At 58.7% G+C, this 19,733-nt stretch carries 23 protein-coding genes and 1 pseudogene; 14 read left to right on the top strand and 10 right to left on the bottom strand.

Features of this window, described 5'->3' with window-relative positions; genetic code table 11:
• The 7 genes and pseudogenes from AACS24_RS22000 to AACS24_RS19045 all read left to right on the top strand — a co-directional run.
• A pseudogene (locus tag AACS24_RS22000) lies at window positions 1-565 on the top strand (FAD-dependent oxidoreductase); the annotation flags it as partial.
• Window positions 562-1,344, top strand: a complete 783-nt coding sequence (locus tag AACS24_RS19070) for a DUF1365 domain-containing protein (RefSeq protein WP_108571665.1) — start codon at window positions 562-564, stop codon at window positions 1,342-1,344. The pseudogene AACS24_RS22000 and the gene AACS24_RS19070, both read left to right, overlap by 4 nt.
• Window positions 1,344-2,600, top strand: coding sequence for an SAM-dependent methyltransferase (locus tag AACS24_RS19065; RefSeq protein ID WP_108571664.1), 1,257 nt, complete (start codon window positions 1,344-1,346; stop codon window positions 2,598-2,600). Before AACS24_RS19070 ends, AACS24_RS19065 begins: the two co-directional genes overlap by 1 nt.
• Before the next feature lie 2 nt (window positions 2,601-2,602).
• On the top strand, window positions 2,603-3,079 hold the full coding sequence (locus AACS24_RS19060; protein ID WP_108571663.1) for a DUF2878 domain-containing protein: 477 nt from the start codon (window positions 2,603-2,605) through the stop codon (window positions 3,077-3,079).
• Window positions 3,079-3,297 (top strand): TIGR02450 family Trp-rich protein, encoded by a 219-nt coding sequence (locus AACS24_RS19055; protein WP_108571722.1) that lies wholly within the window; start codon window positions 3,079-3,081, stop codon window positions 3,295-3,297. Before AACS24_RS19060 ends, AACS24_RS19055 begins: the two co-directional genes overlap by 1 nt.
• A complete protein-coding gene (locus AACS24_RS19050) occupies window positions 3,254-3,796 on the top strand; it encodes a chalcone isomerase family protein (protein ID WP_108571662.1) in 543 nt (180 codons plus the stop codon). The genes AACS24_RS19055 and AACS24_RS19050 overlap by 44 nt, the downstream gene beginning before the upstream one ends.
• A gap of 14 nt (window positions 3,797-3,810) precedes the next feature.
• A complete protein-coding gene (locus AACS24_RS19045; RefSeq protein ID WP_258222997.1) occupies window positions 3,811-4,374 on the top strand; it encodes a DUF3833 domain-containing protein in 564 nt (187 codons plus the stop codon).
• Window positions 4,375-4,448: 74 nt separating this feature from the next.
• Here the strand turns inward: AACS24_RS19045 and nqrM are convergent, their stop codons facing one another.
• The 9 genes from nqrM to AACS24_RS19000 form a co-directional block, all read right to left on the bottom strand.
• Window positions 4,449-4,673: a (Na+)-NQR maturation NqrM gene (nqrM, locus tag AACS24_RS19040; RefSeq protein ID WP_033114208.1), complete on the bottom strand. Its 225-nt coding sequence runs from the start codon at window positions 4,671-4,673 to the stop codon at window positions 4,449-4,451.
• Between the two features lie 9 nt (window positions 4,674-4,682).
• Window positions 4,683-5,723: an FAD:protein FMN transferase gene (locus AACS24_RS19035; protein ID WP_108571661.1), complete on the bottom strand. Its 1,041-nt coding sequence runs from the start codon at window positions 5,721-5,723 to the stop codon at window positions 4,683-4,685.
• A 3-nt stretch (window positions 5,724-5,726) separates the two neighbouring features.
• The gene (nqrF, locus tag AACS24_RS19030; protein ID WP_033114210.1) at window positions 5,727-6,950 is read right to left on the bottom strand and encodes an NADH:ubiquinone reductase (Na(+)-transporting) subunit F; all 1,224 of its coding nucleotides are present in this window, start codon (window positions 6,948-6,950) and stop codon (window positions 5,727-5,729) included.
• 32 nt (window positions 6,951-6,982) lie between these two features.
• Window positions 6,983-7,579, bottom strand: a complete 597-nt coding sequence (gene nqrE / locus AACS24_RS19025; RefSeq protein ID WP_033114211.1) for an NADH:ubiquinone reductase (Na(+)-transporting) subunit E — start codon at window positions 7,577-7,579, stop codon at window positions 6,983-6,985.
• Window positions 7,580-7,582: 3 nt separating this feature from the next.
• Window positions 7,583-8,215 carry an NADH:ubiquinone reductase (Na(+)-transporting) subunit D gene (locus AACS24_RS19020; protein WP_033114212.1) on the bottom strand — a complete coding sequence of 211 codons (633 nt, stop codon included), beginning with the start codon at window positions 8,213-8,215 and terminating at the stop codon, window positions 7,583-7,585.
• The gene (locus tag AACS24_RS19015; protein ID WP_033114213.1) at window positions 8,208-8,996 is read right to left on the bottom strand and encodes a Na(+)-translocating NADH-quinone reductase subunit C; all 789 of its coding nucleotides are present in this window, start codon (window positions 8,994-8,996) and stop codon (window positions 8,208-8,210) included. Before AACS24_RS19015 ends, AACS24_RS19020 begins: the two co-directional genes overlap by 8 nt.
• Complete coding sequence (locus AACS24_RS19010; RefSeq protein WP_033114214.1) at window positions 8,986-10,215, bottom strand: NADH:ubiquinone reductase (Na(+)-transporting) subunit B; 1,230 nt, start codon at window positions 10,213-10,215, stop codon at window positions 8,986-8,988. The genes AACS24_RS19015 and AACS24_RS19010 overlap by 11 nt, the downstream gene beginning before the upstream one ends.
• A 3-nt stretch (window positions 10,216-10,218) precedes the next feature.
• A complete protein-coding gene (locus AACS24_RS19005; protein WP_108571660.1) occupies window positions 10,219-11,562 on the bottom strand; it encodes a Na(+)-translocating NADH-quinone reductase subunit A in 1,344 nt (447 codons plus the stop codon).
• Between the two features lie 436 nt (window positions 11,563-11,998).
• On the bottom strand, window positions 11,999-12,313 hold the full coding sequence (locus AACS24_RS19000; RefSeq protein WP_033114216.1) for a BolA family protein: 315 nt from the start codon (window positions 12,311-12,313) through the stop codon (window positions 11,999-12,001).
• Between the two features lie 206 nt (window positions 12,314-12,519).
• On the opposite strand from AACS24_RS19000, the gene AACS24_RS18995 reads away from it, so the two are divergent.
• The 5 genes from AACS24_RS18995 (at window position 12,520) to AACS24_RS18975 (ending at window position 17,366) form a co-directional block, all read left to right on the top strand.
• Complete coding sequence (locus AACS24_RS18995) at window positions 12,520-13,653, top strand: methyltransferase (RefSeq protein WP_108571659.1); 1,134 nt, start codon at window positions 12,520-12,522, stop codon at window positions 13,651-13,653.
• 12 nt (window positions 13,654-13,665) lie between these two features.
• Window positions 13,666-14,250, top strand: a complete 585-nt coding sequence (locus tag AACS24_RS18990; RefSeq protein ID WP_033114218.1) for a YajG family lipoprotein — start codon at window positions 13,666-13,668, stop codon at window positions 14,248-14,250.
• 2 nt (window positions 14,251-14,252) lie between these two features.
• Complete coding sequence (locus AACS24_RS18985; protein WP_033114219.1) at window positions 14,253-14,828, top strand: peptidylprolyl isomerase; 576 nt, start codon at window positions 14,253-14,255, stop codon at window positions 14,826-14,828.
• A 164-nt stretch (window positions 14,829-14,992) separates the two neighbouring features.
• The gene (locus AACS24_RS18980; RefSeq protein ID WP_108571658.1) at window positions 14,993-16,366 is read left to right on the top strand and encodes an AmpG family muropeptide MFS transporter; all 1,374 of its coding nucleotides are present in this window, start codon (window positions 14,993-14,995) and stop codon (window positions 16,364-16,366) included.
• A gap of 157 nt (window positions 16,367-16,523) precedes the next feature.
• Window positions 16,524-17,366 carry a nucleoside-specific channel-forming Tsx family protein gene (locus AACS24_RS18975; RefSeq protein ID WP_108571657.1) on the top strand — a complete coding sequence of 281 codons (843 nt, stop codon included), beginning with the start codon at window positions 16,524-16,526 and terminating at the stop codon, window positions 17,364-17,366.
• Between the two features lie 100 nt (window positions 17,367-17,466).
• Here the strand turns inward: AACS24_RS18975 and AACS24_RS18970 are convergent, their stop codons facing one another.
• Window positions 17,467-17,949 (bottom strand): YajQ family cyclic di-GMP-binding protein, encoded by a 483-nt coding sequence (locus AACS24_RS18970; RefSeq protein WP_005303589.1) that lies wholly within the window; start codon window positions 17,947-17,949, stop codon window positions 17,467-17,469.
• Between the two features lie 199 nt (window positions 17,950-18,148).
• On the opposite strand from AACS24_RS18970, the gene AACS24_RS18965 reads away from it, so the two are divergent.
• Window positions 18,149-19,090 carry a ketopantoate reductase family protein gene (locus tag AACS24_RS18965; protein WP_108571656.1) on the top strand — a complete coding sequence of 314 codons (942 nt, stop codon included), beginning with the start codon at window positions 18,149-18,151 and terminating at the stop codon, window positions 19,088-19,090.
• Window positions 19,091-19,121: 31 nt separating this feature from the next.
• Window positions 19,122-19,682, top strand: coding sequence for a DJ-1 family glyoxalase III (locus AACS24_RS18960; protein ID WP_108571655.1), 561 nt, complete (start codon window positions 19,122-19,124; stop codon window positions 19,680-19,682).
• Window positions 19,683-19,733: the final 51 nt, after the last annotated feature.

Genomic DNA, 19,733 nt, shown 5'->3' with positions numbered 1-19,733 from the left:
CGCCTGTCCGGTGCAGAGCGTGCGGCGGGACGCGGACGGCGTGGTGATCCAGAGCAGTTACGGCGAGGAGCAGTTTGACGAGGTGATCTTCGCCTGCCACAGCGATCAGGCGCTGGCGCTGCTGGCGGATCCCGGCGAGCGGGAGCAGGCCATCCTTGGCGACATGCCCTATCAGGCCAACGATGTCTGGCTCCATACCGATGCGCGCTGCCTGCCCACCCGCCGCAAGGCATGGGCCAGCTGGAACTATCAGCTCGATGACAACGACGAGGCGCGGCCGCTGGTGAGTTACAACATGAATATCCTGCAAGGAGTGAGCTCGCTAGAGCCCTTCTGCGTCAGCCTCAACCCCAAGGGCAAGGTGGATGAGAGCAAGGTGCTGCGCCGCTTCGTCTACCACCATCCGGTGTTCAATCAGGCCTCCATCGCCGCCCAGCAGCGCCGTGCGGAGATCTGCGGTCAGCAGCACACCCACTTCTGCGGCGCCTACTGGTACAACGGCTTCCACGAGGATGGGGTACGCAGCGCGCTGGATGTCGCCAGGCGCTTCGGGGCCGAGCTATGAACGGCGCCACCGCGGCCACCAACCATGAGCGTGCCGACGAACTGGCTGGCGTCACCAGCGCCATCTGGCAGGGCTCGGTGCGCCACCGCCGTTTTGCGCCGCGGGCTCACGCCTTCTCCTACAGCCTCTTTATGCTGGGACTGGAACTCGACGAGCTGCCGCAGCTCGATCAGGGGCGCTGGTTCGGGGTTGAACGAGCGGGGCTGCTCTCGTTTCACCGCGACGACTATCTCAAAGGCAGCGAGGGGAGCCTCAAGCAGGCTGTATGGCAGAAGGTGAGTGAACTGGGTGGCGATGCCGAGCCCGAGGGGCGGGTGCTGCTGCTCGGCAACGTGCGCTGTCTGGGGTTCTACTTCAGCCCGGTCAACTTCTACTTCTGCTACCGACAGGGAGAGGCGCGCTATCTGCTGGCGGAGGTGTCGAACACCCCCTGGAACGAGCGTCACTACTACCTGCTGGATCTGGCGGCGCTGGCGCCCCATGACAAGGATTTCCACGTCTCCCCCTTTATGGGGCTGGCGATGCGTTACCACTGGCGCATCAGGCCGCCCGCGCAGGAGACACTGATCCATATCGAGAGTCATCCCGTATCCGGTGAGGCCAAGCTGTTTGACGCAACCCTTGCGCTCACTCGCGAACCGCTGTCGCGCAAGGGGTTGTTGGCCCTGCTGGCCCGCTGGCCCTGGATGACCATGAAGGTGCTGCTCGGGATCTACTGGCAGGCCCTGCGTCTTTTTATCAAACGAACACCGATTTTTACCCATCCGGAGAGCCGCTAATGGAACTTGCTCAATCAACCCTCTCTGCCTCTTTCATCGACAAGGGGGCAAGACAACTGCTGCTCAATCTGCTGGGTCGCCTCGAACATGGCCAGCTGCTGCTGCGGGATGGCGGTGAGCGCCACAGCTTTGGCGTCGCGGGCACCGATCTGCATGCTGAACTGGTGGTGCAGGATCCGGCCTTCTATCGCCGCCTGCTGCTGGGTGGCAGCATCGCCGCCGGGGAAACCTGGGTGGAGGGGCTCTGGACCAGCCCGGATCCGGTGGCGTTGGTGCGGCTGCTGGCCCGCAACCTGACGCTGCTCGACTCCCTTGAGCGACGCTTGGGCTGGCTCAGTTTCCCCTTCAACAAGGTGCGCCACTGGCTCAATCGCAATACCCTGACCGGCTCGCGCTCCAACATCGCCGCCCACTACGATCTCGGCAATACCCTCTATCAGGGGTTTCTCGACAGCCATATGCAGTACTCGAGCGCCATCTATCCGAGCGCCGAGGCCACTCTCGAAGAGGGACAGCAGGCCAAGCTGCGCACCATCTGCGAGCGGCTGGAACTTGGGCCCGACGATCATCTGTTGGAGATCGGCACCGGCTGGGGTGGCTTGGCGGTTTATGCCGCCCGCCACTACGGCTGCCGGGTGACCACCACTACTATCTCCCGCGCTCAGCACGACTATGCCAAGGAGTGGATTGCGCGGGAGGGGCTGGGGGATCGCATCACCTTGCTGCTGGAGGATTACCGCAAGCTGGAGGGTACTTATGACAAGCTGGTCTCCATCGAGATGATCGAGGCGGTGGGCCACGCCTTCCTGCCCGACTATTTCCGCCAGCTGTCGCGGCTGCTCAAACCCGGTGGTCGCCTGCTCATTCAGGCCATTACCATCGCCGATCAGCGTCATGCCCAGTATCTGCGCGGGGTCGATTTCATCCAGCGCTACATCTTCCCCGGTGGCTGTCTGCCGAGCGTCTCCCAGATGGCGGGGTTGCTGGCGCGGGAGACCGACATGCAGCTGGTGCGGCTGCACGATCACGGTCATCACTATGCCCGCACCCTGGCTCACTGGTGCGAGCGCTTTTTGGCGCTGGCACCCGAGCTGCCCAAGCTCGGTTACAGCCAGGATTTCATCCGGCTGTGGCACTTCTACTTCGCCTATTGCGAGGGGGGATTCTGGGAGCGCAGCATCAGTCTGGTGCAGCTGGAGGCTGCCAAGCCGGGGCCAGCTGGCTGGTCGGGCGATTTGCCTGTAAGCGGCCAGTGACCATGTGGCAGTGGGCTCACCTGCTGGGGTTCAACCTCTACTGGTTGCTGGCGGTGAAGTGGCAGCAGCCGGGCCCACTGCTGGTGATGTTGCTGCTGCACTTTCTCTTCTCACCCAGCCGCCAGCAAGACTGGCTGCTGCTCCCCCTCGCGGTTGCCGGCTGTCTGCTGGATGCCCTGCTCTGGCAGCTCGGCTTGTTCCGGTTCCCGTCCGGTTTTCCCCTCTGGCTGGTACTGCTCTGGCTCGGTTTTGCCCTGACGCTGGGCCACGGCATGCGCTGGCTGCTGCGCTTGCCTCGCTGGCAGCAGGCGCTGTTTGGCATGGTTGGTGGCACCTCCTCCTATGTGGCGGGGGCCGCCATGGGGGCAGTACACTTACCTTGGGGCATCGGGATCAGTGCGGCGCTGCTGGCAGTGATCTGGATGTGGTGGTTACCCGTACTCCTGTGGGTAATGGTCAAGCTGGAGGGTGAGTCATGATGAACGCCTTTTCGACCGACACGCTGCTTTTTTCCAAGTGGACCAAAGAGAGCCAGCATGAGCTGACGGATCGCTTCTATCTGGTGGTTGCCTGCCAGAGGAATGCGCAGGGCCAGCTGGTGCAGGTAGTGATGCAGGATATTAATACCCTGCAGGAACAGGAGATGGACTGGCATGAACTCGAAGACCCCAATCACTGGCATATGGGGTGGAATTAGCCTCCACCTTGCCGCACTGAGCCTGCTTGTCGCCACGACCAGCGATGCTGCAACGCTACCCTGGCAGAAGCTGCGTCCGGTCGGGCAGGGACAGATGCACTGGCTCTGGTTCAAGCTCTACGACGCCACCCTGTTTAGCGAGAGCGGTCGCTACCAACCGGGCCACTATCCACAAGCGCTTACCCTTACCTATGCCAGAGCCATCGAGCGGGACGATCTGCTCGGTGCCACTTCGTCCGAGTGGCAGCGTCTCGGCGTGGGTAGCGATGCCGAGCGCAAGCAGTGGCTGGAGCAACTCGCCGCAATCTGGCCGGATGTGGCTTCGGGCGATCGACTCACCTTCTATGTCGATGAAGCGGGGCATGGCCACTTCTGGTGGCAAGAGAAGCGCCTTGGTTCCCTCGACGATCCCCGATTTTCTGCCGCCTTTCTCGCTATCTGGCTGGCTGACAACAGTCTGGATCCTGCACTTACCCGCCGTCTGCGCGGCCAATCCTGATAGTGGAGTCTGTTATGCTGTTTATCCCGTCGTTGTTACGGTCGCTGCTATCCGGGCAGCGTCTATTTGTATTGTGCCTCGCCCTGCTGCTCAGTGGTTGTGGTGCCAGTCTCGACAGTTATCGGGGGCAGGGGCCGAACTGGGATCTCGCCCGTTTCTTCAATGGCAAGCTGGTGGCCCATGGTCTGGTGACCGACCGCAGCGGCGCAGTGACCAGTCGCTTTCGGGTCGAGATGACAGGGCGCTGGCAGAACGACAAGGGAGAGCTGTTCGAGCAGTTCTATTTTGACGATGGTCGCCAGCAGACTCGCACCTGGCATCTGAGCAAGGGTGCTGATGGCCACTGGCGTGGTACGGCATCGGATGTGGTCGGGGAAGCTGTGGGCAAGAGTGAAGGGTTTGCCCTCAACTGGCGCTATCAACTCGATCTTGCACTGCCGGACGGCGAGGTGGTGCGGGTGAGCTTTGATGACTGGATGTATCTGCTGGACGAGGATCGCCTGATCAATCGCGCCGCCATCAGCAAGTTCGGCATCCATCTGGGGGAGGTGATCCTCTACATCGAGCGAACATCCTGACCGGTGTGCTTCGCATGAAAGCCAATAAAAAAGCGCGCCGATGGCGCGCTTTTGTCTATCGCAAGGCAGGCAGATCAGATGATCCGGTTCTCCTCCAGCATCTTGCGACGGGCCTCTTCCTTGGCCATCTTCTTCTTGCGATTGTCGCAAGGTTCGGGGCAGTCGCACTCCTTCTCGATGCCGACGCCACCCAGGCCGCCGCAGGAGCCCGAGATGGTCTTCTTCTGGAAGATGTAGCCAATGGCCATGGCCACAATCACCAGCATGAATACCCCGAAGGTGATCAGAAAAACCTGCATCAATCCTCCCTATTTCCTGACCAGATACTGCTTGAACGCGTCGGAGTAGGCCTCTTCAAAGCCGTTGTCGGTCTTGGTGATGACGAAGATCGCCAGATCCCGCTCGTTGGCATAGGCCAGGCTCTTCTCTGGCCCCATCACCATAAATACGGTCGCCAGCCCGTCCGCAGTCATGCAGGAGGGGTGGATCACGGTGACCGACACCATACGGTGCTGGATCGGTTTGCCGGTGCGCGGATCTATGGTGTGAGAGAAGCGCTGGCCATCCATTTCATAGTAATTGCGATATTCGCCCGAGGTGGCGACGCCATTGTCGCCCGGAACGATTACCTCCTGCACCGAGCCGGCATTAGCGGTCGGCTTCTCGATGGCGACGCGCCAGGGGTGCCCCTTGCCGTTGACGCCATTGATCCGCAGCTCGCCGCCGATCTCCACCAGATAGTTGCGCGCCCCCAGGGACTCCAGATACTCGGCCACCTTGTCTACGCCAAAGCCCTTGGCAATGGCGGAGAGATCGACGTAGAGATCCGGGATGTCCTTTTGCAGGGTATCGGCATCCACCGAGGTGATGACGTGCAGATTGCCCAGACCGGTCTTCTGACGGGTCTGGGTGATCAACTCTTCCGACGGCATCCTGGTCGGTCTCTTGTCCGGACCAAAGCCCCACAGATTGACCAAGGGGCCGACGGTGACGTCCAGCGCCCCCTGGCTCTCACGGCCAATATGAATGGCCTCTGTGACTACCCGCGCGGTATCCCGCGAGACCACCACCGGCGTGGAGCTGCGATGCTGGTTGAAGCGCGACAGTTCGGAATCGGGACGATAGGTCGACATCTGATCGTTGACCCGCTCCAGCAAGACATCGACCTCGGCCTGAAACTTGGCCGGATCGCTGATGACGTTGTCCGCCACCTTGATGGAGTAGTAAGTGCCCATGGTGCTACCGGTGATGTGGATCTCCGGTTTGGATTGGACCGTTTGTTCCTGACCGCACCCTGTCAAGAAAAAGGCCAGCCCGAAGGCTAGCCAGGTCTTTACAACGCTGTTCATGGATTAACCACCAAAGTCATCCAGCAGGATGTTTTCGTCCTCAACGCCCAGATCTTTGAGCATGTTGATGACGGCTGCGTTCATTACGGGAGGTCCACACATGTAGAACTCGCAATCTTCCGGCGCTTCGTGGTTCTTGAGATAGTTCTCGTAGAGCACGTTGTGGATGAAGCCGGTGTAGCCGTCCCAGTTGTCTTCCGGTTGCGGATCGGACAGGGCGACGTTCCAGGTGAAGTTCTCATTCTCGGCGGCGAGCATGTCGAAATCTTCGACATAGAACATTTCGCGCTTGGAACGGGCACCGTACCAGAAGCTCATCTTGCGCTTGGACTTCAGGCGACGCAGCTGGTCGAAGATGTGGGAGCGCATCGGCGCCATACCCGCACCACCACCGATGAATACCATTTCGGCATCAGTGTCCTTGGCGAAGAACTCGCCGAACGGACCGGAGATGGTCACCTTGTCACCCGCTTTCAGGTTGAAGATGTAGGAGGACATCTGTCCCGGAGGGGCAGTCCAGTTGCTGGGCGGCGGCGTAGCAATACGCACGTTCAGCATGATGATGCCGAACTCTTCCGGATAGTTGGCCATGGAGTAGGCACGGATGATCGGCTCATCGACCTTGGACTCCAGCTCAAAAATCTTGAAGCGATCCCAGTCACCGCGATACTCCTCGGGAATATCGAAGTTCTTGTAGTAGACGTGGTGAGCCGGCGCTTCGATCTGGATATAACCACCGGCGCGGAACGGTACGCTCTCGCCATCTGGGATCTGCAGCTTGAGCTCCTTGATGAAGGTGGCCTTGTTATCGTTGGAGATAACGGTACATTCCCACTTCTTCACGCCGAAGATCTCTTCCGGCAGTTCGATGTCCATGTCGCCACGAACGGTGACCTGACAGGCCAGACGCTCGCCGTGACGGGCTTCGCCCTTGCTGATGTGATCCAGTTCGGTCGGCAGGATGTCGCCGCCGCCGGACTTCACCCGCACCTTGCACTGACCGCAGGAGCCACCGCCGCCACAGGCGGAGGAGACGAAGATACCGTTGCCGGCCAGAACGCCGAGCAGCTTGCCACCGGCCGGGCTGGTCACAGCCTTGGCCGGGTCACCGTTGATGCTGATTGTCACGTCGCCCGCGGTCACCAGCTTGGACTTGGCGAACAGAATGACTGCCACCAGTGCCAGCAGGATCACGGTAAACATGACCACACCCAAAATAATTTCCATCTATCGTTCCTTTCTGATTGCAGGAAAGCCGATTACAGGGAGATACCAGAGAAGGACATAAAGCCCAGCGCCATCAGGCCGGCAGTGATGAAGGTGATGCCCAGACCACGCAGGCCTTGTGGAACATCGGAGTACTTCATCTTCTCGCGGATACCTGCCAGCGCAACGATCGCCAGCATCCAGCCTGCACCTGAACCCACGCCGTAGACCACAGACTCCATGAAGTTGTAGTCACGCTGCACCATGAAGGAGACGCCACCGAAGATGGCGCAGTTCACGGTGATGAGCGGCAGGAAGATACCCAGGGCGTTGTAGAGAGCCGGGAAGTACTTGTCCAGCGCCATCTCCAGGATCTGCACCAGCGCCGCGATCACCCCGATGAAGGTGATGAAGCTCAGGAAGCTCAGATCCAGGTCAGGGGAGAGGGCACCTGCCTTCAGCACGTAGTTGTAGATCAGGTTGTTGACCGGTACGGCGATGGTTTGCACCACGATAACGGCAATACCAAGACCCATGGAGGTCTTGACCTTCTTGGACACAGCCAGGAAGGTACACATCCCCAGGAAGAAGGAGAGTGCCAGGTTTTCGATGAAAATCGAACGAATCAACAGACTCAGATAGTGTTCCATACCTTAATCCTTCGCCTCCACCTGCTTGGGATCCTTGGTGCGAACGCCCCAGATGATCAGACCAATGATGAAGAATGCACTCGGCGGCAGCAGCAGCAGACCGTTGGGTACATACCAGCCACCGTTGTTCACCAGCGGCAGCAGCTCGATGCCGAACCAGGTGCCGGAGCCCAGCAGTTCACGCACGGTAGCGACGCTCAGCAGAATGGCACCATAGCCCAGACCGTTGCCGATACCATCCAGGAAGGAGGGGAGCGGCGCGCTCTTCATGGCGTAGGCTTCGGCACGACCCATCACGATACAGTTGGTGATGATGAGGCCGACGAAGACCGACAGCTGCTTGGAGATGTCATAGGCATAGGCCTTGAGCACCTGGTCAACCACGATAACCAGCGAAGCGATGATGGCCATCTGGGCAATGATCCGGACGCTGTTCGGGATCTGGTTGCGGATCAGAGAGATGAACAGGTTTGAGAAGGCGGTGACCGCCATAACCGCGAGGGTCATTACAAACGCTGTCTTCATCTGGCTGGTAACCGCGAGTGCAGAACAGACACCCAGCACCTGCAAGGCGATGGGGTTGTTGCCCAGCACAGGGGTCAACAGCAACTTTTTCATTTCGCTCTTGTCAGCCATTGTTGATTTCTCCTGCACGAACCTTGGCCAGGAAAGGACCGAAGCCCTTGGGACCCATCCAGAAGTCGAAGGTATGCTGTACGCCGTTACCGGTCAGAGTGGCACCGGAGAGACCGTCGATCTCGTGCTCGGAGCCCGCCGGAGCGTGACCCTTGATGACGCGCAGCGCCGGCATGCCATCCTGATCGAACAGCTTCTTGCCGACAAACAGCTCACGCCAGGCCGGATTCTCGATTTCACCGCCCAGACCCGGGGTTTCACCGTGGTCGTAGTAGGTGATGCCCTTGATGGTCTGGCCATCAGCGGCAACTGCGACGAAGGCATACATGGTCGACCACAGACCCTGACCGTAGATGGGCAGGATGATGTTGTCGATCTTGCCTTCGGCATCCTTGGCGAAGAACACCGGAACCAGCTTGGAGATCTGACGCAGACCAGCCTTGTCGTCGGCAGCAGCCAGACGGATGTTTTGCGCCGGATCTTTGGCCGCCTGCTTGGTATCGAAGTTGTCGGCATCGCCGTCAACAAAGTTACCGGTGGCAAGATCCACCAGACGGGCTTCGATCTTGTCGCCATACAGCTTGGCCAGATCGCGCTTGGCCACATCGCTGATGTCCACGCCGGCTACGGCGAGAATGTTGCTCTGCTTGTCCAGCGCCTTGTTCTCCTCTTGGGTAGAACGCAGGCCAACGGCAGCAACGGATACCACGATGGAACAGGCCAGGCAGAGGCCGGTTACCACGCTGATGGTGCCGAGGGTTGAGTCTTTATTAAACGCCACGAGCAATCCTCCGCTTGATGTTTGCCTGAGCGACGAAGTGGTCAAACAGGGGAGCAAACAGGTTTGCAAACAGAATGGCCAGCATCATGCCTTCCGGGAACGCCGGGTTGACCACGCGAACCAGCACGACCATCACGCCGATCAGGGCGCCGTACCACCACTTGCCCTTGTTGGTAAAGGCGGCGGAGACCGGGTCGGTTGCCATGAAGGCCATACCGAAGGCAAAGCCACCCAGCACCAGATGCCAGTGCCACGGCATGTTGAACATGGGGTTGGTATCGGAACCGATGACGTTGAACAGCAGGGAGGTGGCGATCATACCGATCATCACGCCGGCGATGATGCGCCAGGAGGCGATGCGCATGTAGACGATCATGGCTGCGCCCAGCAGGATCATCAGGGTAGAGACTTCACCGATGGAACCCGGCAGGTTCCCCAGGAAAGCGTCCATCCAGCTGATAGCCTGACCGGTTGCACCGTTGATTAGTGCCATCTGGCCGCCCTGTGCCCACTGGCTAAGCGCGGTTGCGCCGGAGTAGCCATCGACGGCAACCCATACGGCGTCACCGGAGATCTGGCCCGGGTAGGCGAAGAACAGGAAGGCACGACCGGCCAGCGCCGGGTTCAGGAAGTTTTTGCCGGTACCACCGAACACTTCCTTGGCCATCACCACACCGAAGGTGATACCCAGAGCAGCTTGCCACAGGGGCAGCTCGGGCGGCACGATCAGGGCAAACAGGATGGAGGTCACGAAGAAGCCTTCGTTGATCTCGTGCTTGCGTACCATGGCAAACAGCACTTCCCAGAAGCCACCGACCAGGAAGGCGGTCAGGTAGATGGGGAAGAAGTGGGCTGCGCCGATCATCATCTTGCTGCCAATGCCGGCAACAGCGGGATCGAGGGAGGCACCCAGCATGGTCGCCAGCGCATATTGCCAGCTGCTGGCACCGGCTGCCGTGCCCATGTGGGCGATCGCGGCAATGGCCTGGTTACCAACGTTGTACATGCCCCAGAACATGGCCGGGAACACGGCCAGCCACACCATGATCATCATGCGCTTCAGATCGAGCGCATCACGAACGTGGGAGGCGTTGCGGGTTACGGAACCCGGGGTGTAGAACAGGGTATACGCCGCTTCGAACAGGGCGTAGTACTTTTCGTACTTTCCACCCGGTTCGAAGTGGTGTTCCATTTTTTCAAGAAGTTGCTTGAAACTCATCGCTTAACCTTCCAGTTCAATCTTGGTCAGGCACTCACGCAAGATGGGGCCGTACTCGGTCTTGCCGGGGCAGACGAAGGTACAGAGGGCCAAATCTTCCTCATCCAGCTCCAGGCAGCCCAGTGCTTGCGCACCGTCGGTATCGCCGGAGACCATGTCCCGCAGCAGCAGGGTCGGCAGGATGTCGAGTGGCATCACCCGTTCATAGTTGCCGATAGGCACCATGGAGCGATCACTACCGTTGGTAGTGGTGGTGAAGTTGATAAGGCGACCCTTCATCAGGTGAGAGAGGGTGGTGCGGGTGATGGAGAACTTGTTGGCGCTGGGGTTGATCCAGCCCAGGAACTCTTTCTCGCGACCTTCGCCCAGTACGCAAACCTGATTGTGGTAGCGACCCAGATAGTCGTGAACACCGTCAGCCTTGGCACCGCTCAGCAGGGAACCGGAGATGACGCGGTTTTCGTCAGCGCGCAGCTCGTTGTTGGTGAGCTGGCTGATGCAGGCACCCATGCGGGTACGCAGCAGACGCGGTTTGAGCACGTTCGGACCTGCCAGAGCGATCACCTTGTCGGTGCAGATCTGGCCGGTGGTGAATAGCTTGCCGAATGCGATCACGTCCTGATAGTTGATGTGCCACTGCACCTTGGTGCTGCTGACCGGATCCAGGAAGTGGATATGGGTACCTGGCAGACCGGCAGGGTGCGGGCCAACAAAGATCTCTTCCTTGACCTTGGCCAGCGGAGAGTGAGGCAGGCTGCCTTCGCCCTTGCAGACATAGACGGTGCCGTCGGTCAGACGAGTCAGCACGGCCAGACCGTCGAGGAACGCCTGAGACTGCTCCTTGATGATCAGCTCTGCGTTGGCGGCCAGCGGGTTGGTGTCCATGGCGGTTACAAAGATGGCGCGCGGGGCTGTGCCTACCGCGGGAACTTTGCTGAAGGGACGAGTGCGCAGCGCGGTCCACTGGCCGGATGCAAGCAGGATCTCCTGTACTTTGCTGCGCTCGAGCTTGGCCAGCTCGGCAGAGGCAAAGTGCTCGAAGGTAACCTGTTCATCGGAGCCGTCCAGGTCGATGACCACGGACTGGAGAACACGTTTGGCACCACGGTTGATCTCTGAGACCACACCGGTGGCGGGAGCTGTGAATTTAACGCCCGGATTCTTCTTGTCTTCGAAGAGCTCCTGACCTTTGATGACGCGATCACCTACTTTGACGAACATAGTAGGTCGCATCCCCACGAACTCCTCGCCCAGTGTAGCAACACGGGTGATGGCGGGGCCATCGTAGATTACTTGCTCTGGCGCACCCAGCACGGGGATGTCCAGTCCTCTTTTGATTGTAATCATACTTAATTGCACTACCGTTACGGGAAGAGAGGTTGGTTAGCGCCGAGAAATACATCACGACGGGTGGTTGAATGAATCGGCATTGCAGCCGTGCCAGGCGGGCTGACACAACGATTATTAAACATGCGAGGTCATTCAAAAGCGCCTGAGTTTACCACTCAAGGTGCATTTTTTTCCATGCCAAATGGGCAAAATCCCCGTGCCATCACAAAATTAACCTGCAATGAATAATCACCAAACCCCTTGTAACTCGTGGTTTTAAAGGTTTTTTATTTGTGCATTATCGAGGAAACAGGGGGGGGGACCTGGATGGAGCAGCCTTGAACATCGTCCGGTAAAATTGCATTTCCAACCCGTCAAAAAGGCTGGAAATGCACAGGATTTGTTTAATTTATGGCAATTTGCCGATGTTCAGGTTATCGGGAGGTCAATTCCGTCAGGAGAGCGATGGTTTGCCCACGCAGCTCGGGGTACGCGGGGCATTGCCTTTCTCTTGCCACTCGCTTCCGGTGTAGGTGTGCAGCGCCAGCGCATGAACCGGGCCAGCCAGCTCGTCGGCCAGAATGGCGTTGACCTGGCGGTGGCGGGCAAGCAGGCGCTGTCCGGCAAACTGCTCACTGACGATGATGACCTTGAAGTGGCTCTCCGAGCCCGGTTCAACCCGATGCATGTGGCTTTCGTTGATCACTTCCAGCAGGCTGGGGGAGAGAGCTGCGGTCAGCTTGGCTTCGATCAGTTGTTGCATGGTCATCAGTGTTGTTTCCGAAACGTGAATGTCGAGCCATTCTATCGGCAGTTGCGGGGCTGAATAACCCCCCTTGCGAGGGAAATCATCCATCAGCAGCGCGCTCTGACGCGCTTGCAACTGGTGAAATTCCTGCTCCTCGCTAGAATAGCGCCACTTTGCGTCGTCCCTGGCGCCTGTTATCCGAATCAAGCCGAGGTTGGACTCATCCTATGCAAACCCTTCTCGAGACGCCCCATTGCCAGCTCACGCTCTATCGTTATCCGCGCCTGAGCCAGGAGACCCTGCAAGCATGGGATGCGGCAGACGAGTATCTGATCAACACGCTGGCGGAGGCGCCGCTCGAGCAGGCAGGCCCCGTCATCATCATGAATGACAGCTTCGGAGCGCTGACTGCTTTTCTGCATGGCCATGCTCCCTGCTGCGTGACCGACTCCTACATCAGCGAGCGCGGGATCCTGGCCAATCTGGCCGAGAACGGACTGGATGCCGGCGGGAGCACCCTGCAGGATGCGCTGGCGCCGCTACCGGTTGCCCCCGCGCTGGTGGTAATCAAGGTTTCCAAATATCAGGCGCTGCTGGAGCAGCAACTGCTGGCGCTGCGGGAGGTGGTGACACCGGCAACCCGTGTCATCGCAGCCGGCAAGGCGAAGGATATTCATACCTCGACCCTCAAGCTGTTCGAAAAGTATCTGGGGCCGACTCGCACCTCGCTGGCCTGGAAAAAAGCGCGTCTCATCCACTGCGAGCCGCAGGTTGACATGCCGGCGCTGGCCAATCCCTTTCCGACCGTTTGGCCGCTGGAGGGCACCGACATGCTCATCCACAACCACGCCAACGTCTTCTCGCGCACTAGTCTCGATATCGGTGCCCGCTTTATGCTGGACAATCTGCCCATCCACAGCGCCCGTCAGGTGATCGATCTCGGCTGCGGCAACGGCGTGTTGGGGCTGTCGCTGCTGGCGCGGGATCCCGAGGTGGAGGTGACCTTTATCGATGAGTCCTACATGGCGGTTGCCTCGGCCCGGCTCAATGTGGAACAGAATCTGGCCGATGCGTTGCCGCGCGCCCGCTTTATGGTCAACAACTGTCTCGACGGCATCGTGGCCGGTTCGGCGGATCGGATCCTCTGCAATCCCCCCTTCCATCAGTTGCAGGCGATCACCGATCATATCGCCTGGCAGATGTTCTGCGATGCGCACCGGGTGTTGCCTCGGGGGGGAGAACTCTGGATAGTAGGCAACCGTCATCTGGACTATCACAACAAGCTCAAGCGTCTGTTTGCCAACGCACAAGTCGTTGCGTCGAACAGCAAATTCGTTATTTTGAAAGCCATCAAACGCTAAAGGAAACCCATGATGAAAAAGTCACTCTTGCTGCTGGCCGCCCTGATGCTGGGCGGGTGTGCCACTCACTGGCCGGAGACGGCGATGCTCAACCCGCAGGTGATCCCCGCCAACCAGCAAGTCTACTCTGGTAACCGCATCACCATGGAAGGGGTGGACAAGCGTGAAGCCGCCTATGTCTTCTCCATCAAGTACAAGGAGAAAGCGCCGGTGCTGGTCAACAGCGAACGTCCGCTCAACCTGCTGATGGCCGAACGGCTGGCGGAAGGGCTGCGCAGTCAGGGGCTGGAAGTGGGTAACAGCGGTACTACCAACCTGACGCTGGTCATCTCCAACGCCGCGGTCAATGTGGAAGAGAAGACCTTTACCTATGTCACCAAGTCCCGTGTCAGCCTGCAGGTGATCGCCGATTTTCAGGGCAACCGTCTGACCAAGCAGTTCAACATGTCCTCCAGCAAGGAGAGCCCGAGCGAGCCGGGCATGGCGGATCTGGAGTCCACTCTCAACCTGCAACTGGGTAGCGCACTGCAGCAGATCATGGCCGACGAGGCGCTGCGCGGTTATCTGAAAGGTCAGCCTGCGACCACAGGGGTGTAAAGATGAAAAAACTCTGGTTGCTGGCCATGTTGATCGCCCCGCTGGCGTTCGCTGGCCCGAAAGTGAAGTTGGAGACCAACCACGGCAATATCGTGGTGGAGCTGGCATCCAAACAGGCACCGCAGACGGTGAAGAACTTCCTGCGCTACGTGGCTGATGGCAGCTACGATGGCAGCATCTTCCACCGGGTGATCCAGGACTTCGTGGTGCAGGGCGGCGGTTACAACCAGCAGTTCCAGCAGTTGCCGACCTATGAACCAGTAGTCAATGAATCCCGTGGTGGCCTGCCCAACAAGCGCGGCACCATCGCCATGGCCCGTACTCAGGCGGTCGATAGCGCCACTCGCCAGTTCTATTTCAATCTGGTCGACAACAACAACCTCAACGCCGATGGTGGTGCCGGTTACACGGTATTTGGTCAGGTGGTGCAGGGGATGGAAGTGCTCGACAAGCTGGCGCAGGTACAGACTGGCTACAGCCCCATTCTGCGTGCCAACGACGTGCCGACCAGCCCCATCATCCTGAAGAAGGTGGTGTTGCTGGCTGAACCCCCGGTAGAGAAGAAAGCCAAGAAATAGGTGCCAGTTTTCCCTGCCGGGCTTTATTTGGCAGGTCTGGCGATTGTGTGAAAGGCTCATCCCGTTCGGGATGAGCCTTTTGTTCATCTCTCTCCCTGCCTTGGCTATCGCGCTTCAACCTGCCAAAATGGCGCACTTTTCCCAGATTCGTCAGGTAGTTCAACATGATCCGCAAGCCGAGCTGGCGAGAATCCCTCGCCGTTTATCTCGAACCCAGAGTGCTGATCCTCTTTGCCATGGGCTTCTCATCAGGTCTGCCCCTGTTGCTGGTCTTTGGCACCCTCTCTTACTGGCTACGGGAAGCGGATGTCAGCCTGACCGATATCGGTTACATGAGCTGGGTGGCGCTGGCCTATGGCTTCAAGTGGCTGTGGTCGCCACTGGTGGATCGCATGCCGTTGCCACTGCTCTCTACCCTGCTGGGGCGTCGCCGCAGCTGGATGCTCTTCTCCCAACTGCTGATCGCCGGGGCGCTGGTCGGTATGGCGTTTTGCGATCCCAAGAGCGGTTTAACCCAGCTGGCACTGTTCGCCCTGCTGGTGGCGTTTGCCTCGGCGACGCAGGATATCGTGATCGACGCCTATCGCATCGAGTCGGCACCGGAGCGGCTGCAGGCTGCGATGGCGGCCTCCTACATGACCGGCTACCGGTTGGCGATGATCATCGCCGGTGCCGGCGCATTGGCGCTGGCGGCCTGGTTTGGCAGCAACAGCGGGTATGACTATCACGGCTGGCAGGTGACCTATCTGCTGATGGCTGCCCTGATGTCCCTTGGGGTGATTACAACCCTCTTGTGTCATGAACCGGAAATCGATCTGGCGGGACAGAGCCAGCAGCAGGGGGAACGCAAGGCGCTGTTGCTGGCTCGTGGCTGGCCTGCACCGCTGGCCAGTGCCGGAGCCTGGGGTTATGAGGCGGTCTGGAGCCCCTTTGCCGACTTCTTCCGTCGCTACGGTCACTCGGCAATGCTGATCCTGGCGCTGATCGCCTGTTATCGGGTTGCCGATGTGGTGATGGGGGTGATGTCCAACAGCTTCTATGTAGACATGCAGTTCAGCAAGACCGAGGTGGCCACCATCACCAAGGTGTTCGGGGTGATCATGACGCTGGTGGGGGCCGCCGTGGGGGGCGTGCTGGTGATGCGGTTTGGCACATTGCGCATTTTGTTTCTTGGCGCGCTGCTCACTGCCAGTACCAACCTGCTGTTCGCTCTACTCCACCAGGTGGGCCACAATCTGGAGCTGCTGACGCTGATCATCTCCCTCGACAACCTCAGCGCCGGTATCGCGACCGCTGCGTTTGTCACCTATCTCTCGAGCCTTACCAATGTTGCCTTTTCGGCGACTCAGTACGCCCTGTTCAGCTCCGTGATGTTGCTGTTGCCCAAACTGCTGGCCGGTTTTTCCGGGCAAATCGTGGAGCAGATTGGCTACAGTGCCTTCTTTGTTGGAACCAGTTTATTGGGCTTGCCTGTGTTGTTGTTGATTGTGCTGGTAGCTAGAAAGGGGAGTGCGTTGCTCTCAGCGGCTGACAAATAGCAAGCGTTTGCGTAGAATCGGGGGTGATTAGATTCACACTTCCGGATAAAGTTCCCGAGAAGTTGTTTCTCCCCCTATTTTATTTGATTAGAATTCCTCTCGCTCCTTGTGGGCAGGCTACGGAAAACCTCAACTAACGCACAAGAGACCAATAAAAATGGCCAAATTTACCAAGACTCTGATCGCTGCCGGCCTGATGGCTGCTGCTGCCACTCCGGCCTTCGCTGCTGACTACAGCGGTGACATCCACAAGAACGACTTCAAGTGGATGCAGTTCAACGTAATGCACACCATCGACCAGCGTCCGTTCACTGCTGGCCAGAAAGATTACAACGACACCTATCTGGAAATGGAATTCGGTGGTCGTTCCGGCATGTTTGATCTGTATGGTTATGTCGATATTTTCGACATCCTCGACAACAAGCATAGCGACAAGCATGGCGGCCAGAACCTGTTCATGAAGTTTGCTCCGCGTCTGTCTCTGGATGCCCTGACTGGTAAAGACCTCTCCTTTGGCCCTGTGCAAGAGCTCTACATTGCCAACCTGAACAACATTGCTGACGGTCAGATGGAAAACCAGATCGGTCTGGGTGCTGATGTCATGGTTCCTTGGTTCGGCAAGGTTGGTATGAACCTGTACGCTCGTTACTCCAACGAGAACGAGTTCTTCAGACAAGAAGAGAATTCTTGGAACGGTTATCAGTTCTCCATGAACTGGTTCAAACCTTTCTACACCTTTGGCAACGGCAGCTTCGTATCCTATCAGGGTTACCTGGACTATCAGTTCGATCTGGATACCTATAACCGTGCCGATCGCACCACTGATAACCTGGCTACCTTCCACGGTATCTACTGGCACTCTGACCGCTTCGCTGTCGGTTATGGCCTGAAGTACTTCATGGATGCCTATGGCAATAAAGATGGCTCCACTGCATTCGACGGTACTCCGTGGAAGAGCTCTGGCTTCAGCCACTACTTCGACGTTACCTACAAGTTCTAATCAAACTTCAGGTGCAAAAAAACCGGAGCCTTGGCTCCGGTTTTTTATTTTCGCGCTTATGCGTGACACGCTCGATGGCGGCGCCACGCAACAGAATGATTTAGTCGCGGAAATTCTGGAACTGCATCGGCTGACCCAGCTCGGCGCCACGGACCAGTGCCATGGTCTCTTGCAGATCGTCACGCTTCTTGCCGGTGACACGCACTTCATCACCCTGGATGGCAGCCTGTACCTTGATCTTGGAATCTTTGATCAGTTTGACCAGCTTCTTGGCAACTTCCTTGTCGATCCCCTGCTTGAACTTGACGGTCAGATGGAAGCGCTTGCCGGAGTGAACGGAATCGCCCACGTCCATCGAGCTGTTTTCGATATTGCGCTTGAGCAGGGCGCCACGCAGGATTTCAACCATCTGCTTGAGCTGGAAATCGGCATCCGCCTCCAGCTTGACCTCTTCCTTGTTCAACTCGAAGCTGGCTTCTACCCCACGAAAATCGAAACGGGTGGCCAGTTCACGATTGGCGTTGTCGACGGCGTTCAACACCTCGTTCATTTTGACTTCAGAGACAATATCGAATGACGGCATAGCCGGGCTCCTCATGTTGCGTTATCGGGGGCCAAATCTACCAGAAATAAGGCAAATTTGCTGATTTTGATGGGGCTGCTCTGCTAGAATCCTGTGCGCACAGGATGGGTGGACCCGATAGTGTCCGCCAGCGACAGCTTCACTTATCCCCGGTAACAGGTTGAGAGGATTGCAACCCTTACCCTGACAGAGTCACACCATGCCAAGCGGATTAAAGAATTCCCGACAGCCTGCCACCACTCAATGGTCCATATTGGGTTGCGGTGCTCTCGGCGGCGTTTTTGCCTCCCTGTTGACCCAAAGCGGTCAGTCAACCCGAGTGTTGTTGCGCGAGCATCATCAATCCACCCTGCATCCGGGGTTTGATTTCACCTCGCTGGAAGGGCACGTTCAGCTGCTCAATATCGAGCGTGGTTTCGCCAGCAAACCGGGCAAGATCAAGCGCCTGCTGGTGATGACCAAAGCCAGTCAGGTGGTCGCCGCACTGGTGCCGCTGGTTGGCAAGCTGGATGCCGGAGTGCCCATCATACTGCTGCACAACGGCATGGGGATTGCCGAGCAGGTTGTTGCCATGTTCCCCCACAATCCGGTTATTGCCGGGGTGACCAGCCATGGTGCCATGCAGCTGGGCCATTTCGTGTTTCGCCACACCGGCAAGGGCGAAACCTGGCTCGGGCCGGTCAATGAGGCCGCCAGGGCACATGCCGCTCTGGCTGACGAACTGGCACTGGCGCTCGGTCAGGCCGGTTGGGATGAGCAGATTTTGCAGCGTCAGTGGCAAAAGCTGGCTATCAACTGCGCCATCAACCCGCTGACTGCGTTGCACAAGCTGAAAAATGGCGAGCTGGCAGGCCCCCGCTTTGCAGATGCACTGCAGCAGGTCTGCGTCGAGGTGGCCGATGTGATGAGCGCACAAGGCATTGTCACGACCGCTGAAGAGCTGCTGCGCCGGGTGATGACAGTGGTCGAGCTGACCGCCGACAACTACTCCTCCATGTGTCAGGATATGGAGCTGGGTCGAGAGACCGAGATCGAAGCGATCACCGGATTCCTCCTGGCCAAAGCGGCCGAGCATGGCATCGCGGTACCGGTCAATCAGGGACTCTATCAGGCGGTCAAAGAGAAGAGTCAGGTAGCCTGACTCTGATGAGGTCAACAGCAAGGAGGCAAAGATGAGCGTACTGGTTCTGGTGGCGCCCGGGTCGGAAGAGATCGAGACGGTGGCGATTGTCGATACCTTGGTGCGTGCCCAGCTTGAGGTTGTACTGGCCTCCTGTTGCCCGCTTGGCGAGCGCCAAATCAAGGCATCGCGTGGGGTTCAGCTGGTGGCCGACTGCCATATCGATGAGCTGGCGCCTCGTGATTTCGAGGCTATCGTGGTGCCGGGTGGCCTGCCTGGCAGCGAAGTGATCCGCGATACCCCGCTTGCCATCGAGCTGCTCAGGGCGCAGGCAAGCGCTGGCCGCTGGCGAGCTGCCATCTGTGCGGCTCCTGCCGTTGTGCTGCACCACCACGGCTTGCTGGATAAGGCCTGCGTGACCTGTCACCCCGCTTTTCAGGCTCGGTTGCCAGCAACGCAGCTCTCCACCGCTCGGGTCGTGAGGGATGAGATGCATCGCCTGATCACCAGCCAAGGGCCGGGCAGTGCCATCGAGTTTGCCCTCGAACTGGTGCGGGTACTGCGAGGGGATGAGTTGGCAGCTGCGGTTGCAGCGCCCATGGTGTTGCCTTAGCCAAGGGTTATCTGCTTCATGAGCCTTTATCTGGGCTTTCATCTTGCCTAA

Source organism: Aeromonas sp. HMWF016, assembly GCF_963878195.1.
Taxonomy (GTDB): domain Bacteria; phylum Pseudomonadota; class Gammaproteobacteria; order Enterobacterales; family Aeromonadaceae; genus Aeromonas; species Aeromonas lacus.
The sequence above is the reverse complement of the archived record's forward strand: the minus strand, read 5'-3'. Positions and strand labels throughout refer to the sequence as shown.